This is a genomic window from Acinetobacter variabilis (assembly GCF_000369625.1).
Classification (GTDB): domain Bacteria; phylum Pseudomonadota; class Gammaproteobacteria; order Pseudomonadales; family Moraxellaceae; genus Acinetobacter; species Acinetobacter variabilis.
This window is the reverse complement of record NZ_KB850112.1, coordinates 464741-487383: the sequence shown is the minus strand read 5'-3', so window position 1 is coordinate 487383 and position 22643 is coordinate 464741. Positions and strand designations below refer to the sequence as shown.

The following is a 22643-nucleotide window of genomic DNA, read 5'->3' as shown; positions in this document are numbered from 1 at the left end:
AATATGAAAGACTATAAAAAGACGCTTTCAGATTACGGATCATCATAAGCCCAGAAAAAGTTGATGAAGTGTAAGCGTCCGCTGAATCCCATACCTATTTTTTAATTCGATTTAGGTTTCCAGCAGTGCGGCAGCAATTCTTCAATTTGGGTCACTTTGTGTGTCGGTAACCTTTTCAGCACATCACTTAAATAGGCATACGGATCCAAGCCATTCAGCTTTGCTGACTGGATTAAAGTCATGATGTTTGCCGCTCGCTGACCACTGCGCAGCGAACCTGCAAACAGCCAGTTCTTGCGTCCCAACGCCCAGGGACGCATCTGATTCTCTACCCAATTGTTGCATATCGGTAGATTGCCATCATCCAGATAGCGGCTTAAGGCTGGCCAACGCTTCAGAGTGTAATTGATAGCCTTGGCGGTGGGAGAACTCGATGGCACTGTCAGATGATGTTGGTTGAGCCATTCATATAGTTGTTGCATCACTGGTTGACTATGCTGTTGTCGGTATTCGCGGCGGTCTTCCGCTGTACCATCGGTCTTTTTCCTGAGTTCTGCTTCTATCGCATACAGTTTCTGAATCAGCACTAAGGCCTGTTCAGCAACCTGACTTTTCCCAGTTACATGCAGTTCATGGAATTTACGACGTGCATGGGCCATGCACCCCACCTCAATCACCTGGCCTGATTTAAAACGTGCTTTATAACCACTGTAATCATCACAGACTAGATAGCCCTGCCAGCCTTTCAAGAACTCTTCAGCATGCTGGCCTGAACGACTATCCTGAAAGTCATAGATCACCGCCTGAACTGGATTATACTGTGTGGTGGCATAGGCCCAGACATAACCTTTCTTCGGTTTTTTATTATTCTCACCCATCCGCATGATGGTGACCGGTGTTTCATCTGCATGCAGCACCCGCTGTTGCAGCACCACCTCTTTTAAGGCATTGGCCAGAGGTTCCAGTTCTACACCGCAGCGACCTATCCAATCAGATAAAGTGGATCTGGACAGATCAATGCCAGCCCGCTGATAGATCAGGCGCTGACGGTACAGCGGCAAATGATCGGCATACTTCGATACCAGCACATGGCTGAGCAATTCAGGTGAAGCAATGCCTTTATCAATCACATAGGCGGGCATCGCTTGCTGAGTTAGAGTGTCACACTGATCACAGACCCATTTACCACGCACATGCTGTTCCTTATAGAACTGTGCCGGTCTGAAATGCAGTTTTTCACTGACATCTTCGCCGATACGACGGAGTTGGCAGCCACAAGCACATTGGGTTGATGCAGGTTCATGCTCAATACGGATGGTGTGTAGATGATCTGGCAGTGGTCGACGTTTAGGTTTATTGGTTTTGGCTTTCTGTGTCGCTGCATTGGTTTTATCTGCATTTAGCCGTTCCAGTTCTAGATCAACCGCGGCAATATCTTCTTCAACCGCTTCATCCCAGAGATGGATTTGTTTTGCCGTTAAGTGTTCATTCTTTTGGGCGAATTTGTGCTTTTTAAACAGCGCCAGTTCATGCTCGTATTTTTGATTGAGAATAGAAAGATGTTGAACTTTGGCATCCAATTGTTGGTTTGATTGTGCTAGAGACTGATGCTGCAGCGCCAACTGCCTGGTGAATTCCAGCAGTTGTTCATGGGTCAGTTGGCTTAAGTCAGGCAGCGTATTCATGACCGCAGTATGCCTGAGGTCATGAGAAGAATGAAATAGAACGTTTGGAGAATAGCAGAATGGTCGAGCCTGGTTTAAAGCATCGTCACCACCTGCTGTCGTCCAATGCGCTGCCAGGGCAAACCTTGGATCAGTGCCTGTAACTGTTCCGGGCTGAGGGCCACGGTTTCACCTTGGTGAACTTGAGCCCAGTGAAATTTGCCCTGTTCCAGCCGCCGGGCACACAGCCAGATGCCCAATCCATCATGTACCAGCACTTTCATGCGATGGCCACGTTTATTACAGAACAGGTAAGCACAATGCGGTTTGATGTAGCCAAAGGCTCTCACCACCTGAGCCATGGTCGTATCCATACCTGCACGCATGTCCATGGGCTGAGTAGACAACCAGATTTCATCAATGCGGATCATGTTGCAAGTGCCTTGAGTAATTCTGCCAAGGCAGGTATTTCTGATGTCTGCCATTTTAGCTGAATATCATTATTCGTATGAGGCACGGTGATACACAACGTGATCCTCTCATCAATAGGTTGGCTGATTGCAGCAGTGTAAGGCAAAGCAATAAATGCTGGATTCACATGAGTAGGATCCTGCACGGCACCCTCATGATGGCTGAAGATCCTGATCCAACGACTGACAAGGTTGGCATTAATACTATGTTGCAGTGTGACCGAAGCGATCGAGGTATTAGGATTTTTGCAGGCATTGACAATACTGAGTTTGAATTCTTTGCTGTATTTTCGGCGTTTTTTAGCAACAGGAGGTGTTGCTGAATATATATCCATGTTCATGGATTAAGTCCCCACTTGTTTTTAGGTGGGAACTAAATTAAGGCTTATAGGATCGCTTGGTAAGGCTGTGTTAGCCGGATGCTTACGATGAAGTAGGCATTTTATGCTGAAAAAACAAAAAATCAATGCATAAAAAAACCAGCACTCAGGCTGGTTTTTTTTCAGACATTATTCAATTAGTCATTGAATTTACGACGTGGACGATCTTCACCGAATGAACGCTCGCCACGTGGCTTGTCATCAAAGTTGCGACGCGCTGGACGGTCATCACCGAATGAACGCGCTGGACGATCACCAAAACCACCTTCGCGACGTGCTGGACGATCACCGAAATCACGTTTTGGGCGGTCACCGAAACCACCTTCACGGCGTGAAGCAGGACGATCACCGAAATCACGTTTTGGACGGTCACCAAATGAACCTTCACGACGTGGTTTGTAATCTACACGGTTACCGCGGTTGTCATCATTACCTTCGAAACGAGGACGGTCACCGAAGTCACGACGCGAACGATCATTGTTAAACTCGCGACGTGGACGGTCTTCATTGAAGTCACGACGTGGACGATCACCGAAACCGCCTTCACGACGTGGACGATCGTTGTTGAAGTCACGACGTGGACGATCTTCACCACTGAACGCAGGACGTTCGCCACGAGGTTTGTCATCGAAGCTACGACGTGGACGGTCATCACCACCTTCACGACGTTTGAAGTTGCTCTCGCCTTCGAAACGACGACCACCACCGAAGCCACGACCGCCATCACGACGACCGCCACGACCACGACCAGCGCCATCACGGCTACCGCGTGCAGGAGGTGGAGATGGCTCAAGACCTTCAATTTCAGATACATTTAGACGAGCTTCAAGGAAGTCTTCTAGTGCACGGATTTTACCGCGTTCACGATAAGTCGCTAAAGTAATTGCTTTACCAGTACGGCCCGCACGACCTGTACGACCGATACGGTGTACATAGTCTTCGTTCTTCATAGGAAGACCAAAGTTGATCACGTGAGAGATTGTCGGTACATCAAGACCACGTGCTGCAACGTCAGTTGCAACCAGGATTTTTGCACGACCTTCACGGATGCTGCGCAGACGACGATTACGAACGGTTTGTGGCATCGCACCATGTAGAGCAACAACGGACAAACCTGCTTCAGCAAGTTCTTCAGCCAGCATATCTGTATCTTCTTGAGTAGAAGCAAAGACCACTGCCTGATCAACATCTTCTTCGTTTAACCAGTGAGTAAGAAGTTTTTTCTTGTGCTCAAAGCCATCAGTCCAGTGTAAAGTCTGGGTAATGTCCGTGTTGGTAGAGTGACCAGTTTCAATTGCAATACGCTCTGGCTCATTCATCATGCGTTCAGCAAGGGTAATGATACGTGGAGCGAAAGTTGCAGAGAACATCAGTGTTTGTTTACGGTTTGCAGCCAAGTCACCGATTGCTTCTAGGTCTTCAGAGAAGCCAAGGTCTAGCATGCGGTCAGCTTCGTCGACGATCAGCGAGTCAACTTTGTCAAGTTTGATTTGACGACGGTTAACAAGGTCAAGTAAACGACCTGGAGTTGCTACAACAACCTGTGCACCTTTTAACTGCTGGATTTGTTTACCAAAAGGCATACCACCCATAATTGCAGCAATACGAACACCTTTCATGTGACGTACAAATGCAATCGCGTCTTGACATACTTGTTGTGCCAATTCACGAGTTGGTGAAATCACCAGAATAGTCGGTTGAGTCACCGCTTTCATACGCTCTTTAAATGGTACGAAAGTATCTTGGTTAGCAAGTGCGTTCAAAGTTGGGAGAAGGAACGCAGCAGTTTTACCCGAACCTGTCTGGCTAGATACTAAAAGGTCTTTACCTTCTAGTGCAGCAGGGATAGATTGTTCTTGTACAGGAGTCGGAGTAGTAAAACCTAAGCCTTGAAGGGCTTGTTGTAACGATTCATGCAAAGAAAATTCAGCAAAAGTTTTGCTCATAGAGTATTCCACCCGGAAATTGGGTGCTCCATTAAAAATAAAGTCAAATGGACATCGACAAAAAGCGGTACAGCAATTAAACGCTGAAAAGAGATGATTCAGCGGCGATCCGAGTAACGACGATGTGATATAACGCACGCATGATTACGGCATAACCTGAAGGAATCGCTTTAGCGATTGGGGCGCGAGATATCGTCCTCTCTTTGGACCGCACGCGCATACACAATGATAAGAAGAGAAATGTTCAGGTGACGAACAGAAATTAAGTGCGTGCGCAGATTATAGCAGGATTATTCATAAAGTCATCCGCTTTTCAGATTATTTTGTTTAACTGCTAATTTCTTCATCAATTTCTAAGACTTAAACAAGAAAAGAAATGTAATTAATTCTCCGGCTAGTCAATTTTTTTTATCAAGGCTGTGAATTATCTAAATATGAAGATATTTATCAGGTAATTATTTTCAAAAAATAAAAAAGGCATCCCGAGAGATACCTTTTTAATATTCGATTTACGGCGTTAAACCCGATTATTTCGCTGCGTCACCCCAAGCAGGAACAACTGCTTGCATAAGAGGTTTCAGCATTTTCATTGAACAGGCCAAAACTTGACCATTTTCCATAGAATCGCTACCACCACGCGCATCAACCACAGTACCGCCCGCTTCTTTCACGATTAACTCGCCTGCTGCAATATCCCAAGGTTTCAAGCCAAGCTCGAAGTAACCATCAAGACGACCAGCAGCGACATAAGCCAGATCCAAGGCAGCTGAACCTCCACGACGGAATTGTGCACCTGCTTCAGTCACATTGAGCAATGCATCAAAATGATTCTTGGCATAAGAGACTACTTCACCATTACGTTTAGTACGGTAAGCATGACCAACTGCCAGGAAAGTATTGTTCAGACTGTCTTTAACATTTACACGGATACGGCGCTGGTTCAGCATCGCACCACGACCACGGCTCGCAGAGAATAGCTCATCTTTCACAGGGTCATAAATAACACCGTGCTGAGTTACACCTTTGTGCTGAACTGCGATAGAGATACAGAAATGCGGAAAACCGTTGATAAAGTTTAGTGTGCCATCAAGTGGATCGATCACCCAACACCAATCAGCGTCGTGACCTTTACCTTCTTGCAGACCAAATTCTTCACCAAGGAAACTGTGATTTTTATAGCTTTTACGTAGAGTATCGATGGTCAACTGTTCCAGATAACGATCTACACGCGTTACCGGACCATCAATGCCTTTTTCTTCGACTTGCAGATCGAGTTTATGACGATTTTGATGCGCTTTTAAAAGCTCTTGACCAACTAATTGAGCCGCACGCGCAGCCATCACCACCATAGGTTCCATTGAACACCCATTACAAATTTGAAGATACTTATAAAGAATAATGCATAAAAGCCCGCATATTTTAGCAAATATTCGGGCTTTTTGGGAAAAAATGTGTCGAAACTTTTTAAGAGTTTATAACAGGACGCTTTGACCTAGCTTTGACCAGGCTTCATTGATTGATTTTTCAATGCCTTGGCTATCAAGTCCTGCCTGTTGCAACATTTGACTATGTGTTGCTTGTGCCATAAAGCTATCCGCTAAACCTAGATTCAGGATTGGTTTAACAATTTGAGCTTCAGCCAGATACTCATTCACTGCACTTCCTGCGCCGCCCATGACTGCATGTTCTTCAACAGTAACAAACAGGCTGGTTGAATGGGCCAGTTGGTTTAACATTTTGGTATCCAGTGGTTTGATGAAACGCATATTTACCACGCGTACACCCACATCATGCTTGCTGGCAAATACTTGAGCAGCTTCAACTGCAGCTTGAACTCGACTACCGAATGCTAGAATCGAAACATATTCATCATATTGTTCGTTCAGACTGAGCAACAATTCTGCCTGACCGATCTGCATCTCGGTCATGGTTTTCTGGATTTCCACACCCAGTCCATTCCCGCGAGGATAACGCACTGCTGCCGGACCATGATACAGATAAGCCGTATGCAACATTTGACGGCACTCATTCTCATCTTTTGGTGCCATGATCACCAGATTCGGAATGGTACGCATATAGGCATAGTCATAAGCACCGGCATGCGTTGGGCCATCTTCACCGACCAGACCGGCACGGTCGATCCCAAACGTCACATCCAGATTTTGCAGCGCCACGTCATGCACCAACTGGTCATAACCACGTTGCAGGAAAGTTGAATAGATTGCGACGACCGGTTTTAAACCTTCACAAGCCATACCAGCGGCAAGCGTTACTGCATGCTGCTCAGCAATAGCAACATCAAAGAAACGCTCTGGATATTCTTTGGCAAACTGCACCATGCCCGAACCTTCACACATCGCTGGAGTAATTGCCAATAAACGTTTGTCTTGTGCTGCTTCATCACATAACCATTGTCCAAATACATCTGAATATTTGGGTGCTGGATTAGGGGCTGCAACTGCATTGAGTTTGCTAATCGCGTGATATTTAATCTGATCACATTCTGCTGGCGCAAAGCCCTTACCTTTTTTGGTATAGATGTGGATCAGACGTGGGCCTTTACGTTTTTTCAAGGCTTTAAAAACGTGTACCAGCTGTTTAACATCATGGCCATCATAAGGACCAAAATAATCAAAACCAATGGCTTTAAACAGGTTATCTGCGGCATCAGTTGCAGCTTGATGTAAACGCGAGTTATACAGCCATTCCGGGTGCGGCTGTACATAAGCCTCACCATCTTCAGTTACGTTGACGAATTCGCCACGTTCCCAGATTGCAGCGAGATGCTTGGCAAAACCGCCAGTACTACATGAAATCGACATATCATTGTCGTTCAGAACCACCATCAGGTCAGCCTGATGTGCCACAGCATCATTCATAGCTTCAAAAGCCATACCTGCGGTCATGGCCCCATCACCAATAATTGATACGACTTCACACGGATTGTTCTGATAACGACGCGCCAGAGCCATGCCAAGGCCAGCAGAAATGGCGGTAGATGAATGCCCTACCCCAAAAGTATCAAATTCGGATTCTTCACGTGCCGGAAATGCAGCCAGACCATCTTTTGCACGGATTGTAGTGAGCTGTTCACGACGTCCGGTTAACGCCTTATGCGGATAAGCCTGATGACCCACATCCCAGATCAGGCGATCATGTGGCGTATTAAAGCAGTAATGTAAAGCGACAGTAAGCTCAATCACACCCAGATTGGCCCCAAAGTGTCCTCCACTCTGACCCGCAGCATACAAAATGAATTGACGTAACTCATCCGCCACTTGTGTGAGCTGGCTTTGCTCGAGTGCACGCAGTTGCTCAGGATGATCGATCGCATCAAGCAACGGTGTTACAGGGCGTTGAGTTGGTATTTCTGTATACAGCATATATGGCAAAGCCTTCTAAAGCCTGGCAAAATCTTAAGCTAGGTCAATGGGGAATAACCGATCATATAGTTGAATTGTAGCAGCTTCAATTCAACTACGCTTCTAGCGATGCAATATTAAACAGCGATCTCGTCGGGGTGAAAAATTTGCAGGCTACGATTATCCTGAATAATCTTACTATTTATCAACTATTATCGTTCGCTTTCTACAAAAAAGAAAATGTTCTTCATAAATTCAGCTGAGCAATTCTACTAATGTTTAAGCATTACGCTATACTTTAGCTACTTTATTAGGATTTTACGGGTTCAGCTGTGCCTATCGAATTTGTCGCAACTTCAAGATTACCGACCGCTCATGGTGAATTTAAAATTACTGTTTTTCAAGACCCTAAGACTGGCGAAGAACATGTCGCGCTCTCCAAAGGCCTCGAAGAACCAAGTGATGAACCTGTGCTGGTGCGTGTACATTCTGAATGTTTAACCGGTGATGCCTTTGCTTCATTAAAATGCGACTGTGGCCCTCAACTCCAGGCAACACAAAAACTGATTAATGAAGTGGGTCGCGGTGTCATTCTTTATTTACGTCAGGAAGGACGCGGAATTGGTCTAACCAATAAAATCCGTGCATACGCCTTGCAAGACCAGGGACATGATACGGTCGATGCCAATCTGATGCTGAATTTACCTGCAGATGCACGTCAATATGATATGTGCAGCATCATGCTGGATCACCTAGGTGTAAAAGCCGTCCGCCTGATCACCAATAACCCTTTAAAAATCGATGCACTGAAAGAGCAAGGCATTAATGTAGTGGACCGTGTACCACTCACTGTGGGCTTAAATCCTTTCAATGAGCAATACCTCAAAACCAAGCATGAGCGTATGGCGCATATGTATCAGAAGGAAGATTTTTAAAAGAATCTCCCCCTGCCCCCTCTTTTTCAAAGAGGGGAAATTTCCTTTTATATAAGTATAGGGAAGCCTCCCTTTTTTAAAGGGAGGTTTGGAGGGATTTATAAGATCCTAAGAGAGATTCTTAAATCGTCATCGAAAAAATCCGGTTCTCTGGCATGCGACGCTTTAAACGTAAATCAAAAGCCATGCAAATATTGCGTATAAATGGTTTCCCTTTCTCCAAAATCGTGACTGAAGAGTCTTCAATTTTGATCAGCTGATCCTGCTGCATTTCCTCAAGCTGCTTTAGAACTTCATCAATTTCAGCAAACTGCATGTCAGGTTTTACCCAAGAGGTGTTAAAGCTACACATTAGGTTCAGGATATGTTTGCGAATAATCAGATCTTCCTGAGTCAGGATATGCCCTTTCACCACTGGAATCTGATTCTGCTCTAGCAGTTCATAATATTCTTCAATGGTTTTCACATTCTGCGCAAAGCTATACCAGCTATCACTAATCGAAGAAATTCCGAGTCCGATCATCACCTGAGTTTTAGACGCGGTATAACCCATAAAATTGCGGTGCAAAGTTCCAGATTGAAAGGACTGGTACATGCTGTCTTTTTCTAGCGCAAAATGATCCATACCAATTTCATGATAACCATGCGCCAGGAGCTTTTTCTTACCCTCTTCATAGCACTGACGCTTGATCTCATCTTTCGGTACATCCGCATCTTTAAAACCGCGCTGGCCATTCCCTTTAATCCAAGGCACATGTGCATAGCTATATAAAGCCAGACGATCTGGTAATAGGGAATTGGTCTGATCAATGGTATTTAAGACATCCTCCAGGCTTTGAAATGGCAGGCCAAAAATCAGATCATGCGAAATCGATTCATAACCAATTTCTCTTGCCCATTCAGTCACCTGTTTAACATTTTCATAAGGTTGAATCCGGTGAATGGCTTTTTGTACAGTTTCATTATAATCCTGCACGCCATAACTCACCCGACGAAAGCCCAGGTCATACAAGCCTTGCAAATGCTCACGCGTGGTATTGTTTGGGTGACCTTCGAAGCTGAATTCATGTTCTGCTGCAATTTCGGCTTTGGACAAAATACCTTGAATGAGCTGGGTTAAATGTTCAATTGAAAAGAACGTTGGTGTCCCACCGCCGAGATGAATTTCTTTGATGATGGGTTTTTCTTCTAATAACTCATAATACAGCTCCCATTCTTTCAGCACAGCTTGTATATAAGGCTGCTCGACTTCATGACGTTTGGTCACCCGTTTATGACAGCCACAAAAGGTGCATAAACTTTCACAAAATGGCAGATGGATATACAGGCTAATGCCTTCAGTCGCATTCGACTCCTGAAAAGAACGTTTTAGTGTCTGCTTCCAGAGCTCTAGTGAAAATCCTGACTCTTCCCAATAAGGTACGGTTGGATAACTGGTGTAGCGGGGACCGGGGACATTATATTTTTGAATGAGAGAATTTGCCTGCACAGTCATGAATGCCTACCACCTTATCAGTCAGGTTAATGCGCTGCATAGAGCGCTGTTAGGGTTATTGTGCGGAGCTCAAAAAAAGAATTCAACCTAGTAGTCTGGTCGGATTTGAGCTGAAGCAAATTGCTCTAAAACATTAGGTTGAATGTTGTTACAGATGGTGAGCATCCAGAAAAACACCTTAATTTTTAGGCCATTTTATGCTTTGATGTTATCAGTCTTTTTATTTCCCTATGAGGGTTCTGATGCAGCATCCCACCTCTGCAGATATTCAACGCGTTCGCGATTTTCTCCTCGACCTGCAAGCCCGGATTTGTGCCACGCTGGAACAGCAGGAACGTGCCGGTGGCGGCACAGCTGAATTTGTAATTGATGACTGGGAACGTCCTGAAGGTGGCGGTGGCCGTTCACGCGTACTGCAAAATGGTACGGTGATTGAAAAAGGCGGTGTGATGTTCTCTCACATCAATATTTCCAAACTGCCCGCTTCTGCCACTGAACGTCATCCAAATATAGCCGGAGCTAAAGCCCAAGCCATGGGTGTATCGTTAGTCATCCATCCTAAAAATCCGAATGTCCCGACCTCACATGCCAACGTACGTTTATTTGTAGCGGAAAAAGAAGGTCAGGATCCAATCTGGTGGTTTGGTGGCGGTTTTGACCTCACCCCTTTCTATCCAAATGATGAAGATGTGCTGTCATGGCACCAAACGGCGCATGATCTCTGTGCTCCATTTGGCGAAGAGGTTTATCCAGAACATAAAAAATGGTGTGATGATTATTTCTATCTAAAACATCGTGATGAGCAGCGCGGTGTCGGTGGCCTATTCTTTGATGACCTGAATCAATGGGATTTTGAAACCTGTTTCCAATATATGCAGGCCGTAGGCAATGGCTATTTAGAGGCCATTCTGCCAATTTTCCAGCGCAATCAGAACAAGCCATATACTGAAGCACAACGTGATTTCCAGCTGTATCGTCGTGGCCGTTATGTGGAATACAATCTGGTATATGACCGTGGCACACTGTTTGGTCTGCAGACGGGTGGCCGGATTGAATCAATTCTAGTGAGCCTGCCACCTCTTACCGGCTGGTTATACCGCCCGGAATGGGCTGAAGGATCACCAGAAAAGCGCTTAACCGATTACTACCTTAAACCGCATGACTGGTTAACAGAATTAAAAAATAAATAAAGCAATCAAAATATTTAAATACAAATTGCCCTCAGATTGAGGGCTTTTTTAATGGATAAATCCTCTATACTGCAACTCAGAAAGATATTTCAGGATCTACTCCTAGATCTCGACTCTGATAAAGATAAATTCTGCTAGGTAAAAATAACAATGTTTAAGCTTCACCTTAATCCTGCTACATTGGCCTTTTGGCTATTTCTGGCGCTTGGTATTAGTGCGATTAGTACCGCTGTCATCAGTCATAACCTGATTCTAGATGTAGTTGCCATTTTTGTGAGTGTCCTCACGATTGCCGGAACCCTCTTTAGTATGGCCTTGCTTTTTGTCGAACATATTATTGAAATCTGTAGTTCCTAAACCTTTAAACTCCAGCCTGCTTTTCACTGCTGACAGGCTTTAGCCCTCCTGCATTTTCACGTATATTAATGGCCATTTCCGCACATGGACATGGTGAAATGAGCAAGCAATTTGCCGTTATTGGCAACCCCATCGAACAATCACGCTCTCCTGAACTACATCAGGCTTTCGCTGCTAAAACCGGGGTCGATCTGACCTATACCAAACGCCTTGCCCTACTGGATGGTTTCACAGCCAATATCCAGGAATTTTTTGCTCAGGGCGGTATTGGCATGAATGTGACTGTGCCCTTCAAAGAACAGGCCTTTGCCCAATGCCAGGTCCTTACCGAACGTGCCAAAATCGCCAAAGCTGTGAATACCCTATGGATGAAAGATGGCATTCTGCATGGTGACAATACTGACGGACAAGGCTTAGTCGAGGCTATTCGTGCTCTTGACTGGACTCTGGAAAATACCGATATCCTGATTATTGGTGCTGGTGGCGCGACCCGCGGTGTTATCTATCCATTGGTACAGGCCGGTGTGAAGAAGATTGTTATTGCTAACCGTACTTTGTCACGTGCAGAACAACTGGTTGCCGATCTAAAAGACGCTGTTCCACAAGCAGAACTGCAAGCCATTGCCTTAACTGATTTAGCCGGTGAGTTTGATATTGTAATTAATGCGACTTCTGCCAGTCTTAGTGGTGATGCGCTGGTACTACCTGAAGCTCTACAGTTTAAACATGCCTATGAAATGGCCTATGGCAAACCGTCCACTTTTCTGGATCAAGCTCAAGCCCGTGGCATCCCTACTTCTGAGGGTTTTGGCATGCTGGTCGGTCAGGCTATTGAATCTTTTTATATCTGGAACGGGGTAAAACCTGAGCTGAAAGATTTTCTTTAATTCTGAATATTTTTGAGGTGAACGGGTTAGTCATTAAATCGTTCACTCTTTTCCTTTCATTAAAAACAATAAAATTAAATTGGATTTAATGACATGATTTATCCAATGATTAGACCCTAACATTCGTGTACAATTCATACAAAAACACCCCTAGACAATCTCCCTAAATATTGATTAAAGTCCAGACAGATAAGCATTTTTAAATATAAGTGTCTTATTTAAAGATGGAGAGTTCCTTTATTTAATCTTTAAACTTGTCTGATCTTCTCGATTCGCTTTTCTGACATTTTTATTTGTTGTCTTTATCAATGTTTTTTTATCCCCAATGTGAATAATCATAGAATCGATACAGATAATCCAAAACTATTTTAATCAGGATTAAACGCATGCCAGCATATAAAGCTCCTTTACGTGATATTCGTTTCTTAATGAATGAAGTGCTTGATTACCCTGCACATTACCAAGAACTGTCAAATGGCGAATATGCCGATGCAGATACGGTAGACATGATCCTAGAAGGTGCGGCAGATTTCTGTGAAAATGTACTTTCTCCGCTGAACCAGACTGGCGATGCAGAAGGCTGTCACTTTGAAAATGGCGAAGTACGCACACCGAAAGGCTTCAAGGAAGCTTATGATCAGTTCGTGCAAGGTGGCTGGCAAGGTCTGTCTTATCCTGAAGAATTTGGCGGTCAAAATCTGCCGATGTCTTTAAACCTGATCAAATCAGAAATGATGGGTACGGCAAACTGGTCTTTCCAGATGTATCCAGGTTTGAGCGTGGGCTGTATCAATACCATCATCCAGTATGGTACTGATGAACAGAAAAATACCTATTTACCGCATCTGGTTGCAGGTACCTGGTCAGGAACCATGTGCCTGACTGAGCCACAATGCGGTACCGATCTGGGTCAGGTAAAAACTAAAGCAGAACCACAAGCTGATGGTACTTATGCGATTTCTGGTACTAAAATCTTCATTTCTGCGGGTGAACACGATTTAACTGAAAACATCGTACACATCGTTTTGGCACGTCTTCCAGATGCACCACAAGGCACCAAAGGCATTTCCCTGTTTATCGTACCGAAATTCATTGCCACTGAAGATGGCGGCATCGGTGAACGTAATGCCGTGAACTGTGGTTCGATTGAACACAAGATGGGGATCCGTGCCTCTGCAACCGCTGTACTGAACTTTGATAATGCAGTGGGTTATTTAATTGGCGAGCCAAACAAAGGCTTGCATGCCATGTTTACCTTCATGAATACCGCGCGTATTGGTACCGCAATTCAAGGTATCTGTCATGCAGAATTATCGTTCCAGGGTGCATTACCATATGCCAAAGAACGTATGTCGATGCGTGCCCTGTCTGGTAAAAAAGATCCGGAAAAAGTGGCGGATGCGATCATCCACCATGCCGATGTGCGCCGTATGCTGTTGACCCAGAAAGCGATTGCTGAAGGTGGTCGTGCCATGATCTATCATGCAGCAAAAATCGCAGATAACATGAATGATGCCCTGCTGCGTGGTGATACTGCTGAATTTGAACAGCAGGATGATCACTTAGGTTTCTATACCCCTATTCTGAAAGGCTTCCTGACTGAAATGGGTTATGAAGCAGCGAACCACGGTATGCAAGTATTTGGTGGTCATGGTTACATCAAAGAATGGGGCATGGAGCAAATCGTTCGTGACTCACGTATCTCTACCCTGTACGAAGGAACGACTGGCGTTCAGGCACTTGACCTGATTGGTCGTAAGGTCCTGCTAACCTCTAAAGGTAAAGTGATTCGTGATTACACCGCTGAAATTCTGAAATTCTGTGGACAGCATGCACGCAATAAATACATGCGCCGTTTTGCCTGGGACCTGACCAAGCTATGTGCACAGTGGAATGCGTTAACTGTACGTATCATGCTGGCAGCACGTAAAGACCGTGACATCGTATCCTCTGCTTCTGTGGACTTCCTGATGTTCTCAGGCTATGTAATGATGGCTTACTTCTGGGCACAACAAGCTGCAGTGGCTTCAGCGAAACTGGTTGCTGGTGATGGTGCAGAAGTTCCAGAGTTCTACAAAGCGAAAATTAAAACTGCTGATTTCTACTTTGAGCGTTTATTGCCACGTGCCCAAGGCCATGCTGAAGCAATGGTGAATCCATCCAAAACCATGACTTCACTGGCAGCAGAACACTTCAGTTTTGATTACTAAGTCAAAAGTTTAGGTTTTAGCTTTAAAAAGAGCGCTACGGCGCTCTTTTTCATATGTCAAAATGATGACTGGATACAAAGAAAAATCTGCTGCGTACACAAACTACACAAATTTATATCTATAATTTTCAGACGTCTATTAAATAATCCATATAATTTACTTGAATATCTATAAATACAGGGTATGATGGCGATAACTAGAAAAATTCTTGTTTTGGTTAGTCTTCTTTTAAGTATCGCAGTTTTAGTCATAAACCTTCGTTTTAAAGATCAATAAGCTCCATCCTTTTTATTTTTCAAAGTTACAGCTAGTCATCTGAAATTTTGACTATAAATCCATAAGATTCAATAGGTTATATTATGTCTAACACAGTTACCGGTACAGTAAAGTGGTTCAACGAAACTAAAGGTTTTGGCTTCATTCAACAAGACAATGGTCCAGACGTTTTCGCTCACTTCAGCGAAATCCAAGGTTCAGGTTTCAAAACTTTAGCTGAAGGCCAAAAGGTTTCTTTCAGCGTAGCTCAAGGCCAAAAAGGTCCTACAGCGACTAACATCACTGCAATCTAATATTGCGAAGATGAAAAAAAGCACTCATTAGAGTGCTTTTTTTGTAACTTAAATTGACTAATTTTAGTTTCCAGATCAATTAATTAAATGGCGGATTCAAGCGGCAAGTGCAACAGTATAAAAACCAGCCATAACTTCACTCGGTGTATACCAACCTAGTGTTTTTCTAGGACGATGGTTGAGTGCAAATTCTATCTGCTCTATTTGTTCGTTTGACACGCCATCCAACGATGATGATTTTGGCAGATATTGACGGATTAAACCATTCGTATTTTCATTTCTAGCTCGCTGAATAGACTTGTAAGGATCAGCAAAATACGTCTCTATGCCAGCATCAGTAATTCTTTTGTGTTCGGAAAATTCTTTGCCATTATCAAATGTCACACTATAAGCATGGCTCATTTGTAAACGATCTAATGCACAAGTAATCGTTTGAGAGGATGCTCTTGTTGGCCCTAAATGAACAATATGTACATACAGGCTCTTTCGATCAACGAGAGTCAATAAAGCACCTTTATGATGTTTACCAATCACCGTGTCACCTTCGAAATCTCCTAAACGTTGTCGTTGATCAATGACCTGGTCTCGGCAGTGAATACTTGTTTTATCAATGATTTGACCCCTACGATCCGTGTTTTTGTAACCGCGTTTTCGATATTTCTTCTGATGCCTTAAATGTAGATGAAGTTTACCGCCTTTTGATTTATCTTGATAAATGTACTGGTAAATCCACTCATATGAAGGTACATCCAGCCAACCGCGTTGTGTTAAAGCACCTGAAATTTGTTCGGGTGACCAGTCCAAACCAATCAAATAATCAATATAAGCGAAGGCAAATGCTGTCATTGATGATGAAGGACGGTACCGTCTTTGACTTGCAAATTTAGCTGCCTGTTGAGCTCTATATCCACGTTGCCCAGTATTTCTTTTTAATTCACGGTAGATGGTTGATCGTGAACGTCCTAATTCCCGAGCAAGGGTAGCGATTGAACTTTTACTTTTCAAAGTAGCATAAATTTCGTATCTTTCATCTTGAGAAAGTTGGGTGTATTTCTTCATTGTGTGCTTTCCAATTGCGAGTTGAAAAAGTCTAATGATTCTATGAATACACCTAACTTTTTCAACTAACTACAAATGTGTTGCACTTGGGATTTGAATCTGCGAATTTAAAAGATAATTAAATATTATATTCGCTTTTCATTCATCATCTTGTCCTAAATTTCTTCATCTGATTTCACTCACGTTAAAACATGAAGAAACGGAGAAGAATTTTGATGATTTTAAAATCAAAAATTGCCCATAAAAATATAGAATTTTTAATAAAATTTATTATTTATTAATTATTTAAATACAAAATTGAAAGAAATTCTGAAATTTACAAAAGTGTTATCTATGGCTCCATCTTCCCTACATCGCTGACTCCTATGATGAACTCATTGAATAAATATGAGTATGATCACGAAAAAATTAGTTTCTTCTTTAATGATTGGCTTGATTGCAACAACAGCTACCATGTCTGCAATGGCGGCGCCTGGACCGGATCATCGTCATCCAACGCCATCAGCGCATCATTTTGATAAGAAACCAATGCCGCATAGAGGTGGTTTCGATAAAGCACCTCCTAAAGCGCATTTTAACCAGCATGATCGTCATGATAAGTTTGGCAAGAAAGATCATAAAAGCTTCTTCAACAAAAATCATCACAATGGCCCGCATCACAAGTTACCGCCTAAGTATCGTTAATCCGAATGGCTTAAATGCATAGTAGACAGAGAAGAAAAAGCCCGATGTAACTCATCGGGCTTTTTCTTTTTAAATTGGATTAATTATTCGGATAGATTAGGCAATTAAAGAAACTCTTCCAGCACAGAGTTTAAAAAGATGTGACCTTGCTCAGTACATGTCAGACGTTTCGTATCTTCTACCATCAGTTGACGTTGACGCAGTGAAGTCAGCAATTCATTCATTGTATCCAGACTATAGCCTGTTCGCTCAAGATAAAGCTTCGCTTCCACACCATCATTTAAACGTAAGGCATTCATCATAAATTCAAACGGCATATCTGCCGCTTCGATGCGCTTAAACTGCAAATGTTCGGCTGGCACTTTGGCTAAATAGTCTTTAGGCAAACGGGTTTTCTGGAAACGGTAAACACCATCCAGTTGAGTCACTTTGCCATGCGCCCCTGCTCCAATGGCCAGATAATCACCAAATTGCCAGTAATTCAGATTATGTGCCGAGGGTAATTCTTTACGCCAAGCAGAGACTTCATAATTGATAAAGCCATTGGCTTTTAAATAAGCCTCGCCCTGTTCCTGAATCTCTTCTAGTACTTCATCGACCGGTAAAATCGGCTGAGTACGGAAAAATACGGTATTTGGCTCAATGGTTAACTGATACCAGGAAATATGCGTAGCACCATTCTCGACCGCCAGTTTCAGGTCATTGAGTGCCTGCTCCAGTGTCTGTTCAGGCAAGCCATGCATCAAGTCGACATTAATCCGCTGAAATCCTGCGTCACGCGCCAGGCCAATCGCCGAGATCGCATCTTCATTGCTATGAATTCGGCCCAGCTTTTTCAGATGCTCGGTATTAAAACTTTGCACGCCTATCGAAAGACGATTAATACCAGCTGCTAAATAGCCAGCAAATGGATCATGTTCCACTGTACCTGGATTGGCTTCCAGTGTGATTTCACAATTCTCTTCAAAAGGAATCAGTGCTTTTAGTTCTGTAAATAACCACTGATAACCTGCAGCAGAGATCAGTGACGGCGTTCCACCACCGATAAATACACTATGAATCGAACGGCCTTGGGCAAAATCAACCTGAGTTTTAAAGTCCTCTACCAGCGCATGCAGATATTCCCGTTCCAGGTCCAAAGAGAGTTTTCCATCAGGCACGGCATGCGAGTTAAAGTCACAATACGGACATTTACGTACACACCACGGCATATGGATATACAAGGATAAGGGAATAAGTGCAGGATTCAATTCAGCCAAAGAACTACTCAAAAACAACTACAAGATCTAGCGTAATTTTAACATGACTCGACAACAACACTGCTAAAATTAAAATCGCCATCGCCTAATGCCTAAAAATTTAAATAGAATTAGATAGTTAAAATTATGAAAATACCCTCCCAGCTCCTTATTTTATTGCCTTTGGTCTTTGCAATCGGGGTCTTGCTGACCTTACAGACGGCTATTAATACCCAATTAAAAGAATATTTATATTCTCCTATTCAAGCTGCATTTTTTTCCTTTTTGATTGGTACAATAGTACTTGCCGGCATCGTGCTGTTTCAGTCACATCCCAAACCAGGCTTACAGGAGCTGATTGCAGTTCCCTGGTATCTCTGGTTAGGTGGATTTTTAGGTGTTTATGCGATCAGCATGAGCATTTATGCTGCACCTAAAATGGGCTTCCTGACACTGACCGGAATGATTATTTTTGGTCAGATGGTGATGTCCATGATCGTCGATCAGTTTGGTCTGCTGGGCAATGAAAAAATGCCGGTGAACTGGCAACGTCTTTTAGGTGGCGTGGTGATTTTTATTGGTGTGCTTCTCACTTTACAACGCTAAACCTTATCTCTAAGCACATGATCACTAATGAGTAATTTTTGTGTCTAATGTTTTGACAGCCACAACCCGTCGTTATGAATTAAAACAGCTGTTCCATCTGATGTTGCCCATTCTGGTCACACAATTTTCCCAGGCAGGTTTGGGCCTGATTGATACCATTATGGCCGGACGTCTCTCACCGACTGACCTGGCAGCGATTGCAGTTGGTGTCGGGTTATGGATTCCAGTCATGCTGCTTTTTAGCGGTATCATGATCGCCACTACACCTTTAGTGGCGGAAGCCAAAGGCGCACGTACACCTGAAAAAATCGCTACAATTGCGCGGCAATCATTGTGGGTCGCATTCATCCTTGGGGTGATTGCGGGTCTGGTTTTACAAGTTTTGCCTCTCACTTTACCTTTACTAGGTGTCCCAGAAAGCCTGCAACCTAAAGCTGGCCTGTTCCTGCATGCGATCGGTTTTGGTATGCCTGCTGTGACTATGTATGCGGCTTTACGCGGCTATTCTGAGGCCATTGGTTACCCGCGTCCGGTCACTGCCATTAGCCTCATGGCGCTACTGCTTCTGGTTCCATTAAACTTTATTTTTATGTATGGGGTCGGCCCTATTCCGGCACTGGGCAGTGCTGGCTGTGGTTTTGCTACGGCCATTCTGCAATGGCTCATGTTAACGAGTCTGGCACTGTATATTTTTAAAAATCGGGTTTATCAAAGCAGTCAGCCATTTAGTCACTGGGAAAAGCTGAACGGATATTGGCTGAAACGGATTTTAAAGTTGGGCTTTCCGATCGGACTGGCAATTTTCTTTGAAGTGAGTATTTTTAGTACCGCAGCGATTGTCTTGAGTCCATTAGGTGAAACCATTGTGGCCGCTCACCAGATTGCTATTTCCGTTACCTCACAATTATTCATGATTCCGATGTCTCTGGCCATTGCGCTGACCATTCGGGTGGGAACTTACTATGGTGAACAGAACTGGGATGCCATGCGTAGAGTACAAGGTTTAGGTCTGATGACCGCGACGATTCTAGCTCTGCTGATCATGCTAATGCTTTGGGTGTTCCGTAGTGAAATCGTAGCGCTCTATACTTCTGACCCGATGGTGACCCAGATCGCGCTTTATCTGGTGCTCTTTGCAGTGGCCTATCAGCTGATGGATGCCTGGCAGATCAGTGCTGCAGGCTGCTTACGCGGTATGCAGGATACCAAAGGCCCAATGTGGATCACCATGATTGCCTATTGGTTGATTGCCTTCCCGGTGGGGGTTTATTTGTCCCGTTTTGGAGATATGGGGGCGGCAGGCGTCTGGGTCGGTCTGATTGTCGGTCTGAGCGTGGCCTGTGTTTTATTGCTGGCACGGCTTTATGGCAATAACAAACGTTTAAGCCAGCGTGCCTAATCCTCTTATTATTTAAAAAGATGCATTGAATTACTGATTTAATGCATCTTTTAATCCCTGTGGAATCTCAGACTCATCTGACACTTCCTTAATCACCACTTGCCCGACAATGACATCTGTTCCATTAAAGGTCATGGTCGGTGCACCATAAAGTTCATAGCCTTCATTGAGTGCCTTGGTCACACGGGCACAAAAATTCACATCATCTTTGCCAGTAAAATATCGATAGACTTTCATTGAAATTTCTTGATCTTGAGGTGCCATTATTTTAAGCCTTTCATCATGTAAAGGAACTTAAAAATCGTGCTTTGCTCTCTTCAGAATAATTAAATAATTGATTCAAAAACTGCCGTACAGACGACAAAATGGTTTAAAAATTGCATAAATCAAGTGAACAATATCAAGCAAATATGAACACTTTGAGAAGCTTTGCAACATAACATCTACAATTAAATATAGGCAATTTATAGTTTGTCACCTATGATCAAATACACCCATAAAAATGGTGATTTTGAGGAATCTCGCATGGCAAAAACGGCTCGAACGCCTGGTCGCCGCTTTATGAAATTGGCTGGAATGACCGCAAGTATTGCAAGTAAAACCCTATCCAATTCGATTAAAAATTTAACTGCGGATGAAGAGCAGAAAAATGCTGCACGCAGTAAATTATTTCAGGATATTGGAGTACAGATTGCTGATACCTTGGGGGAAATGAAAGGTGCGGTGATGAAAGTCGGCCAGATTGCCTCGCAATATAAAGATATTTTTCCGCCTGAAGTTGCTCGAGCCATTTCCAAATTGCAGCGTCAGGCTCCACCGATGCCATTTAAAGAGATTCAATCACAGGTCGAAAAAGAATTGGGCAAGTCTTTGCAGGATCTATTCCAGCAGTTTGATGAGCAGCCTTTTGCCGCAGCCTCGATCGGACAGGTACATAAAGCGATTCTACCCGATGGCCAGCAGGTTGTGGTCAAAGTGCAATATCCAGGAGTGGAAGAAGCCTGTGAAAGTGACCTGAAACAGGTTCGTCTCGCTTTGCGTTTGATGGGTGTACTGAAAATTGACCGCAAGTTGCAGGATCAGCTATTTAAGGAAATCCAGCATAGTCTGGACAATGAACTCAATTATGAAATTGAGGCTCAGAATCTGGAAGTGGCGCGTGCCTTTCATGAATCGCTCGATCATCAAATTGTGATTCCGAAAGTATTTAGCGAATACTCTTCCCGTCATATTCTGACCCTAAGCCTGGAACAGGGTGAAAGTATGGAAACGGCCAGCCAATGGCCGCTAGAAACCCGTAATGCCCTAGGCCGCCGTCTATTCCGTGCAATTGGTCAGGAAATTTTCTATCTGAAACGTTTCCACTGTGATCCGCATCCAGGGAACTTCGCCTTCCGTGAAGATGGCTCGGTGATTATTTACGATTACGGCGGTGTTAAAACCCTTTCTACCGAGATCATTACTCATTTCAAGGAATTGATCCATGCAGCTCGTGACAAGGATATTTCGACCATTGAACAGCAACTAGATGCCCTGCATACCCTGACAGAGACTGGAAAATTCCCGGCCGATCTGTATGAGCAATGGCTAGAAGTACTGATGCGTCCTTTAACTACCAATTATGATTTTGCTGAAAACTCAGCACATCATGATGGAATGGAATTACTCAAACCTTCTCTGAAATATTGGGATGTATTCAAACCTTCGCCAGATACCCTGATGGTAAACCGTACTATTTCCGGACAGTACTGGAACCTGATTCATTTGAAAGTACATGATAATTTGAGTGATGTATTTGAGGAAATTGTGCCAAGTCGCAGTTAGGTTACAGTAATAAGCTTACAAGCTGTAACCCTACTTCACTTGAAATATCAAATGTTACATTATAACATTACTCTTAAATTACAAGAGGAATATTACGATGCGTCCAGACATTCATCCCGAATATCGAGAAGTTTTATTTCATGACACTAATGCTGATGCCTACTTCGTGATTGGCAGCACCATGACTTCTAGCCAGACCAAGGAATATGAAGGTAAGACCTATCCTTATGTCACCTTGGATATTTCGAGTGCTTCACATCCGTTTTATACCGGTGAGCAACGTCAAACCAGTAATGAAGGTCGCGTAGCGAGCTTTAACAAACGTTTTGCCCGTTTTAAACGTGGTTAAACTTAAAACCTCCGATTTT

General features: G+C 43.7%; 21 protein-coding genes. 11 read left to right on the top strand and 10 right to left on the bottom strand.

Going from position 1 to position 22643, the window contains the following annotated elements; genetic code table 11:
- Positions 1-101: 101 nt before the first annotated feature.
- From F897_RS04840 to dxs, 6 genes are all read right to left on the bottom strand, one after another.
- Positions 102-1685, bottom strand: coding sequence for an IS66-like element ISAba25 family transposase (locus F897_RS04840; protein ID WP_005080957.1), 1584 nt, complete (start codon positions 1683-1685; stop codon positions 102-104).
- Between the two features lie 74 nt (positions 1686-1759).
- Entirely contained in the window at positions 1760-2095 is a 336-nt protein-coding gene (gene tnpB / locus F897_RS04835) for an IS66 family insertion sequence element accessory protein TnpB (RefSeq protein ID WP_000618091.1), read from the bottom strand.
- The gene (locus F897_RS04830; RefSeq protein WP_005233700.1) at positions 2092-2475 is read right to left on the bottom strand and encodes a transposase; all 384 of its coding nucleotides are present in this window, start codon (positions 2473-2475) and stop codon (positions 2092-2094) included. The genes tnpB and F897_RS04830 overlap by 4 nt, the downstream gene beginning before the upstream one ends.
- Positions 2476-2651: 176 nt before the next feature.
- Entirely contained in the window at positions 2652-4460 is a 1809-nt protein-coding gene (locus F897_RS04825; RefSeq protein WP_005233699.1) for a DEAD/DEAH box helicase, read from the bottom strand.
- A 527-nt stretch (positions 4461-4987) separates the two neighbouring features.
- On the bottom strand, positions 4988-5818 hold the full coding sequence (locus F897_RS04820; protein ID WP_005233698.1) for an inositol monophosphatase family protein: 831 nt from the start codon (positions 5816-5818) through the stop codon (positions 4988-4990).
- A 114-nt stretch (positions 5819-5932) separates the two neighbouring features.
- Positions 5933-7843: a 1-deoxy-D-xylulose-5-phosphate synthase gene (gene dxs, locus F897_RS04815; RefSeq protein ID WP_005233697.1), complete on the bottom strand. Its 1911-nt coding sequence runs from the start codon at positions 7841-7843 to the stop codon at positions 5933-5935.
- A gap of 311 nt (positions 7844-8154) precedes the next feature.
- On the opposite strand from dxs, the gene ribA reads away from it, so the two are divergent.
- Positions 8155-8757 (top strand): GTP cyclohydrolase II, encoded by a 603-nt coding sequence (gene ribA / locus F897_RS04810; RefSeq protein WP_004786979.1) that lies wholly within the window; start codon positions 8155-8157, stop codon positions 8755-8757.
- A gap of 121 nt (positions 8758-8878) precedes the next feature.
- Here ribA and hemN read toward each other — a convergent pair whose 3' ends face one another.
- A complete protein-coding gene (hemN, locus tag F897_RS04805; protein ID WP_005233695.1) occupies positions 8879-10252 on the bottom strand; it encodes an oxygen-independent coproporphyrinogen III oxidase in 1374 nt (457 codons plus the stop codon).
- Between the two features lie 242 nt (positions 10253-10494).
- Between hemN and hemF the strand changes: the two genes are divergently transcribed.
- From hemF to F897_RS04780, 5 genes are all read left to right on the top strand, one after another.
- Positions 10495-11442: an oxygen-dependent coproporphyrinogen oxidase gene (gene hemF, locus F897_RS04800; RefSeq protein WP_005233694.1), complete on the top strand. Its 948-nt coding sequence runs from the start codon at positions 10495-10497 to the stop codon at positions 11440-11442.
- A gap of 150 nt (positions 11443-11592) precedes the next feature.
- Positions 11593-11799 carry a hypothetical protein gene (locus F897_RS04795; protein WP_005233693.1) on the top strand — a complete coding sequence of 69 codons (207 nt, stop codon included), beginning with the start codon at positions 11593-11595 and terminating at the stop codon, positions 11797-11799.
- A 98-nt stretch (positions 11800-11897) separates the two neighbouring features.
- Positions 11898-12686, top strand: a complete 789-nt coding sequence (gene aroE, locus F897_RS04790; protein ID WP_005233692.1) for a shikimate dehydrogenase — start codon at positions 11898-11900, stop codon at positions 12684-12686.
- A 386-nt stretch (positions 12687-13072) separates the two neighbouring features.
- Entirely contained in the window at positions 13073-14896 is a 1824-nt protein-coding gene (locus tag F897_RS04785; RefSeq protein WP_005233691.1) for an acyl-CoA dehydrogenase C-terminal domain-containing protein, read from the top strand.
- 359 nt (positions 14897-15255) lie between these two features.
- On the top strand, positions 15256-15465 hold the full coding sequence (locus F897_RS04780) for a cold-shock protein (RefSeq protein ID WP_004786992.1): 210 nt from the start codon (positions 15256-15258) through the stop codon (positions 15463-15465).
- Positions 15466-15561: 96 nt separating this feature from the next.
- Here the strand turns inward: F897_RS04780 and F897_RS04775 are convergent, their stop codons facing one another.
- Positions 15562-16524, bottom strand: coding sequence for an IS30 family transposase (locus F897_RS04775; protein WP_005233690.1), 963 nt, complete (start codon positions 16522-16524; stop codon positions 15562-15564).
- A 387-nt stretch (positions 16525-16911) separates the two neighbouring features.
- Between F897_RS04775 and F897_RS04770 the strand changes: the two genes are divergently transcribed.
- Entirely contained in the window at positions 16912-17208 is a 297-nt protein-coding gene (locus tag F897_RS04770) for a hypothetical protein (RefSeq protein ID WP_034580648.1), read from the top strand.
- A 104-nt stretch (positions 17209-17312) separates the two neighbouring features.
- Here F897_RS04770 and hemW read toward each other — a convergent pair whose 3' ends face one another.
- The gene (gene hemW / locus F897_RS04765; RefSeq protein ID WP_005233688.1) at positions 17313-18467 is read right to left on the bottom strand and encodes a radical SAM family heme chaperone HemW; all 1155 of its coding nucleotides are present in this window, start codon (positions 18465-18467) and stop codon (positions 17313-17315) included.
- Positions 18468-18593: 126 nt separating this feature from the next.
- Between hemW and F897_RS04760 the strand changes: the two genes are divergently transcribed.
- Both F897_RS04760 and F897_RS04755 read left to right on the top strand, forming a co-directional pair.
- Positions 18594-19052 carry a DMT family transporter gene (locus F897_RS04760; RefSeq protein WP_005233686.1) on the top strand — a complete coding sequence of 153 codons (459 nt, stop codon included), beginning with the start codon at positions 18594-18596 and terminating at the stop codon, positions 19050-19052.
- A gap of 40 nt (positions 19053-19092) precedes the next feature.
- Entirely contained in the window at positions 19093-20451 is a 1359-nt protein-coding gene (locus tag F897_RS04755) for an MATE family efflux transporter (RefSeq protein ID WP_005233684.1), read from the top strand.
- A gap of 30 nt (positions 20452-20481) precedes the next feature.
- Here F897_RS04755 and F897_RS04750 read toward each other — a convergent pair whose 3' ends face one another.
- Complete coding sequence (locus F897_RS04750) at positions 20482-20688, bottom strand: DUF1737 domain-containing protein (protein ID WP_034169804.1); 207 nt, start codon at positions 20686-20688, stop codon at positions 20482-20484.
- A 288-nt stretch (positions 20689-20976) separates the two neighbouring features.
- On the opposite strand from F897_RS04750, the gene F897_RS04745 reads away from it, so the two are divergent.
- A complete protein-coding gene (locus tag F897_RS04745; protein WP_005233682.1) occupies positions 20977-22275 on the top strand; it encodes an ABC1 kinase family protein in 1299 nt (432 codons plus the stop codon).
- Positions 22276-22372: 97 nt separating this feature from the next.
- On the top strand, positions 22373-22624 hold the full coding sequence (locus F897_RS04740) for a type B 50S ribosomal protein L31 (protein ID WP_004787006.1): 252 nt from the start codon (positions 22373-22375) through the stop codon (positions 22622-22624).
- The last annotated feature ends 19 nt before the right edge of the window (positions 22625-22643 follow it).

Excerpts from the sequence above, each read along its gene's own strand:
- F897_RS04840 (WP_005080957.1), bottom strand. The coding sequence starts at position 1,685 with ATGAATACGCTGCCTGACTTAAGCCAACTGACCCATGAACAACTGCTG.
- tnpB (WP_000618091.1), bottom strand. The coding sequence starts at position 2,095 with ATGATCCGCATTGATGAAATCTGGTTGTCTACTCAGCCCATGGACATG.
- F897_RS04830 (WP_005233700.1), bottom strand. The coding sequence starts at position 2,475 with ATGAACATGGATATATATTCAGCAACACCTCCTGTTGCTAAAAAACGC.
- F897_RS04825 (WP_005233699.1), bottom strand. The coding sequence starts at position 4,460 with ATGAGCAAAACTTTTGCTGAATTTTCTTTGCATGAATCGTTACAACAA.
- F897_RS04820 (WP_005233698.1), bottom strand. The coding sequence starts at position 5,818 with ATGGAACCTATGGTGGTGATGGCTGCGCGTGCGGCTCAATTAGTTGGT.
- dxs (WP_005233697.1), bottom strand. The coding sequence starts at position 7,843 with ATGCTGTATACAGAAATACCAACTCAACGCCCTGTAACACCGTTGCTT.
- hemN (WP_005233695.1), bottom strand. The coding sequence starts at position 10,252 with ATGACTGTGCAGGCAAATTCTCTCATTCAAAAATATAATGTCCCCGGT.
- hemF (WP_005233694.1), top strand. The coding sequence starts at position 10,495 with ATGCAGCATCCCACCTCTGCAGATATTCAACGCGTTCGCGATTTTCTC.
- F897_RS04795 (WP_005233693.1), top strand. The coding sequence starts at position 11,593 with ATGTTTAAGCTTCACCTTAATCCTGCTACATTGGCCTTTTGGCTATTT.
- aroE (WP_005233692.1), top strand. The coding sequence starts at position 11,898 with ATGAGCAAGCAATTTGCCGTTATTGGCAACCCCATCGAACAATCACGC.
- F897_RS04785 (WP_005233691.1), top strand. The coding sequence starts at position 13,073 with ATGCCAGCATATAAAGCTCCTTTACGTGATATTCGTTTCTTAATGAAT.
- F897_RS04780 (WP_004786992.1), top strand. The coding sequence starts at position 15,256 with ATGTCTAACACAGTTACCGGTACAGTAAAGTGGTTCAACGAAACTAAA.
- F897_RS04775 (WP_005233690.1), bottom strand. The coding sequence starts at position 16,524 with ATGAAGAAATACACCCAACTTTCTCAAGATGAAAGATACGAAATTTAT.
- F897_RS04770 (WP_034580648.1), top strand. The coding sequence starts at position 16,912 with ATGAGTATGATCACGAAAAAATTAGTTTCTTCTTTAATGATTGGCTTG.
- F897_RS04760 (WP_005233686.1), top strand. The coding sequence starts at position 18,594 with ATGAAAATACCCTCCCAGCTCCTTATTTTATTGCCTTTGGTCTTTGCA.
- F897_RS04750 (WP_034169804.1), bottom strand. The coding sequence starts at position 20,688 with ATGAAAGTCTATCGATATTTTACTGGCAAAGATGATGTGAATTTTTGT.
- F897_RS04745 (WP_005233682.1), top strand. The coding sequence starts at position 20,977 with ATGGCAAAAACGGCTCGAACGCCTGGTCGCCGCTTTATGAAATTGGCT.
- F897_RS04740 (WP_004787006.1), top strand. The coding sequence starts at position 22,373 with ATGCGTCCAGACATTCATCCCGAATATCGAGAAGTTTTATTTCATGAC.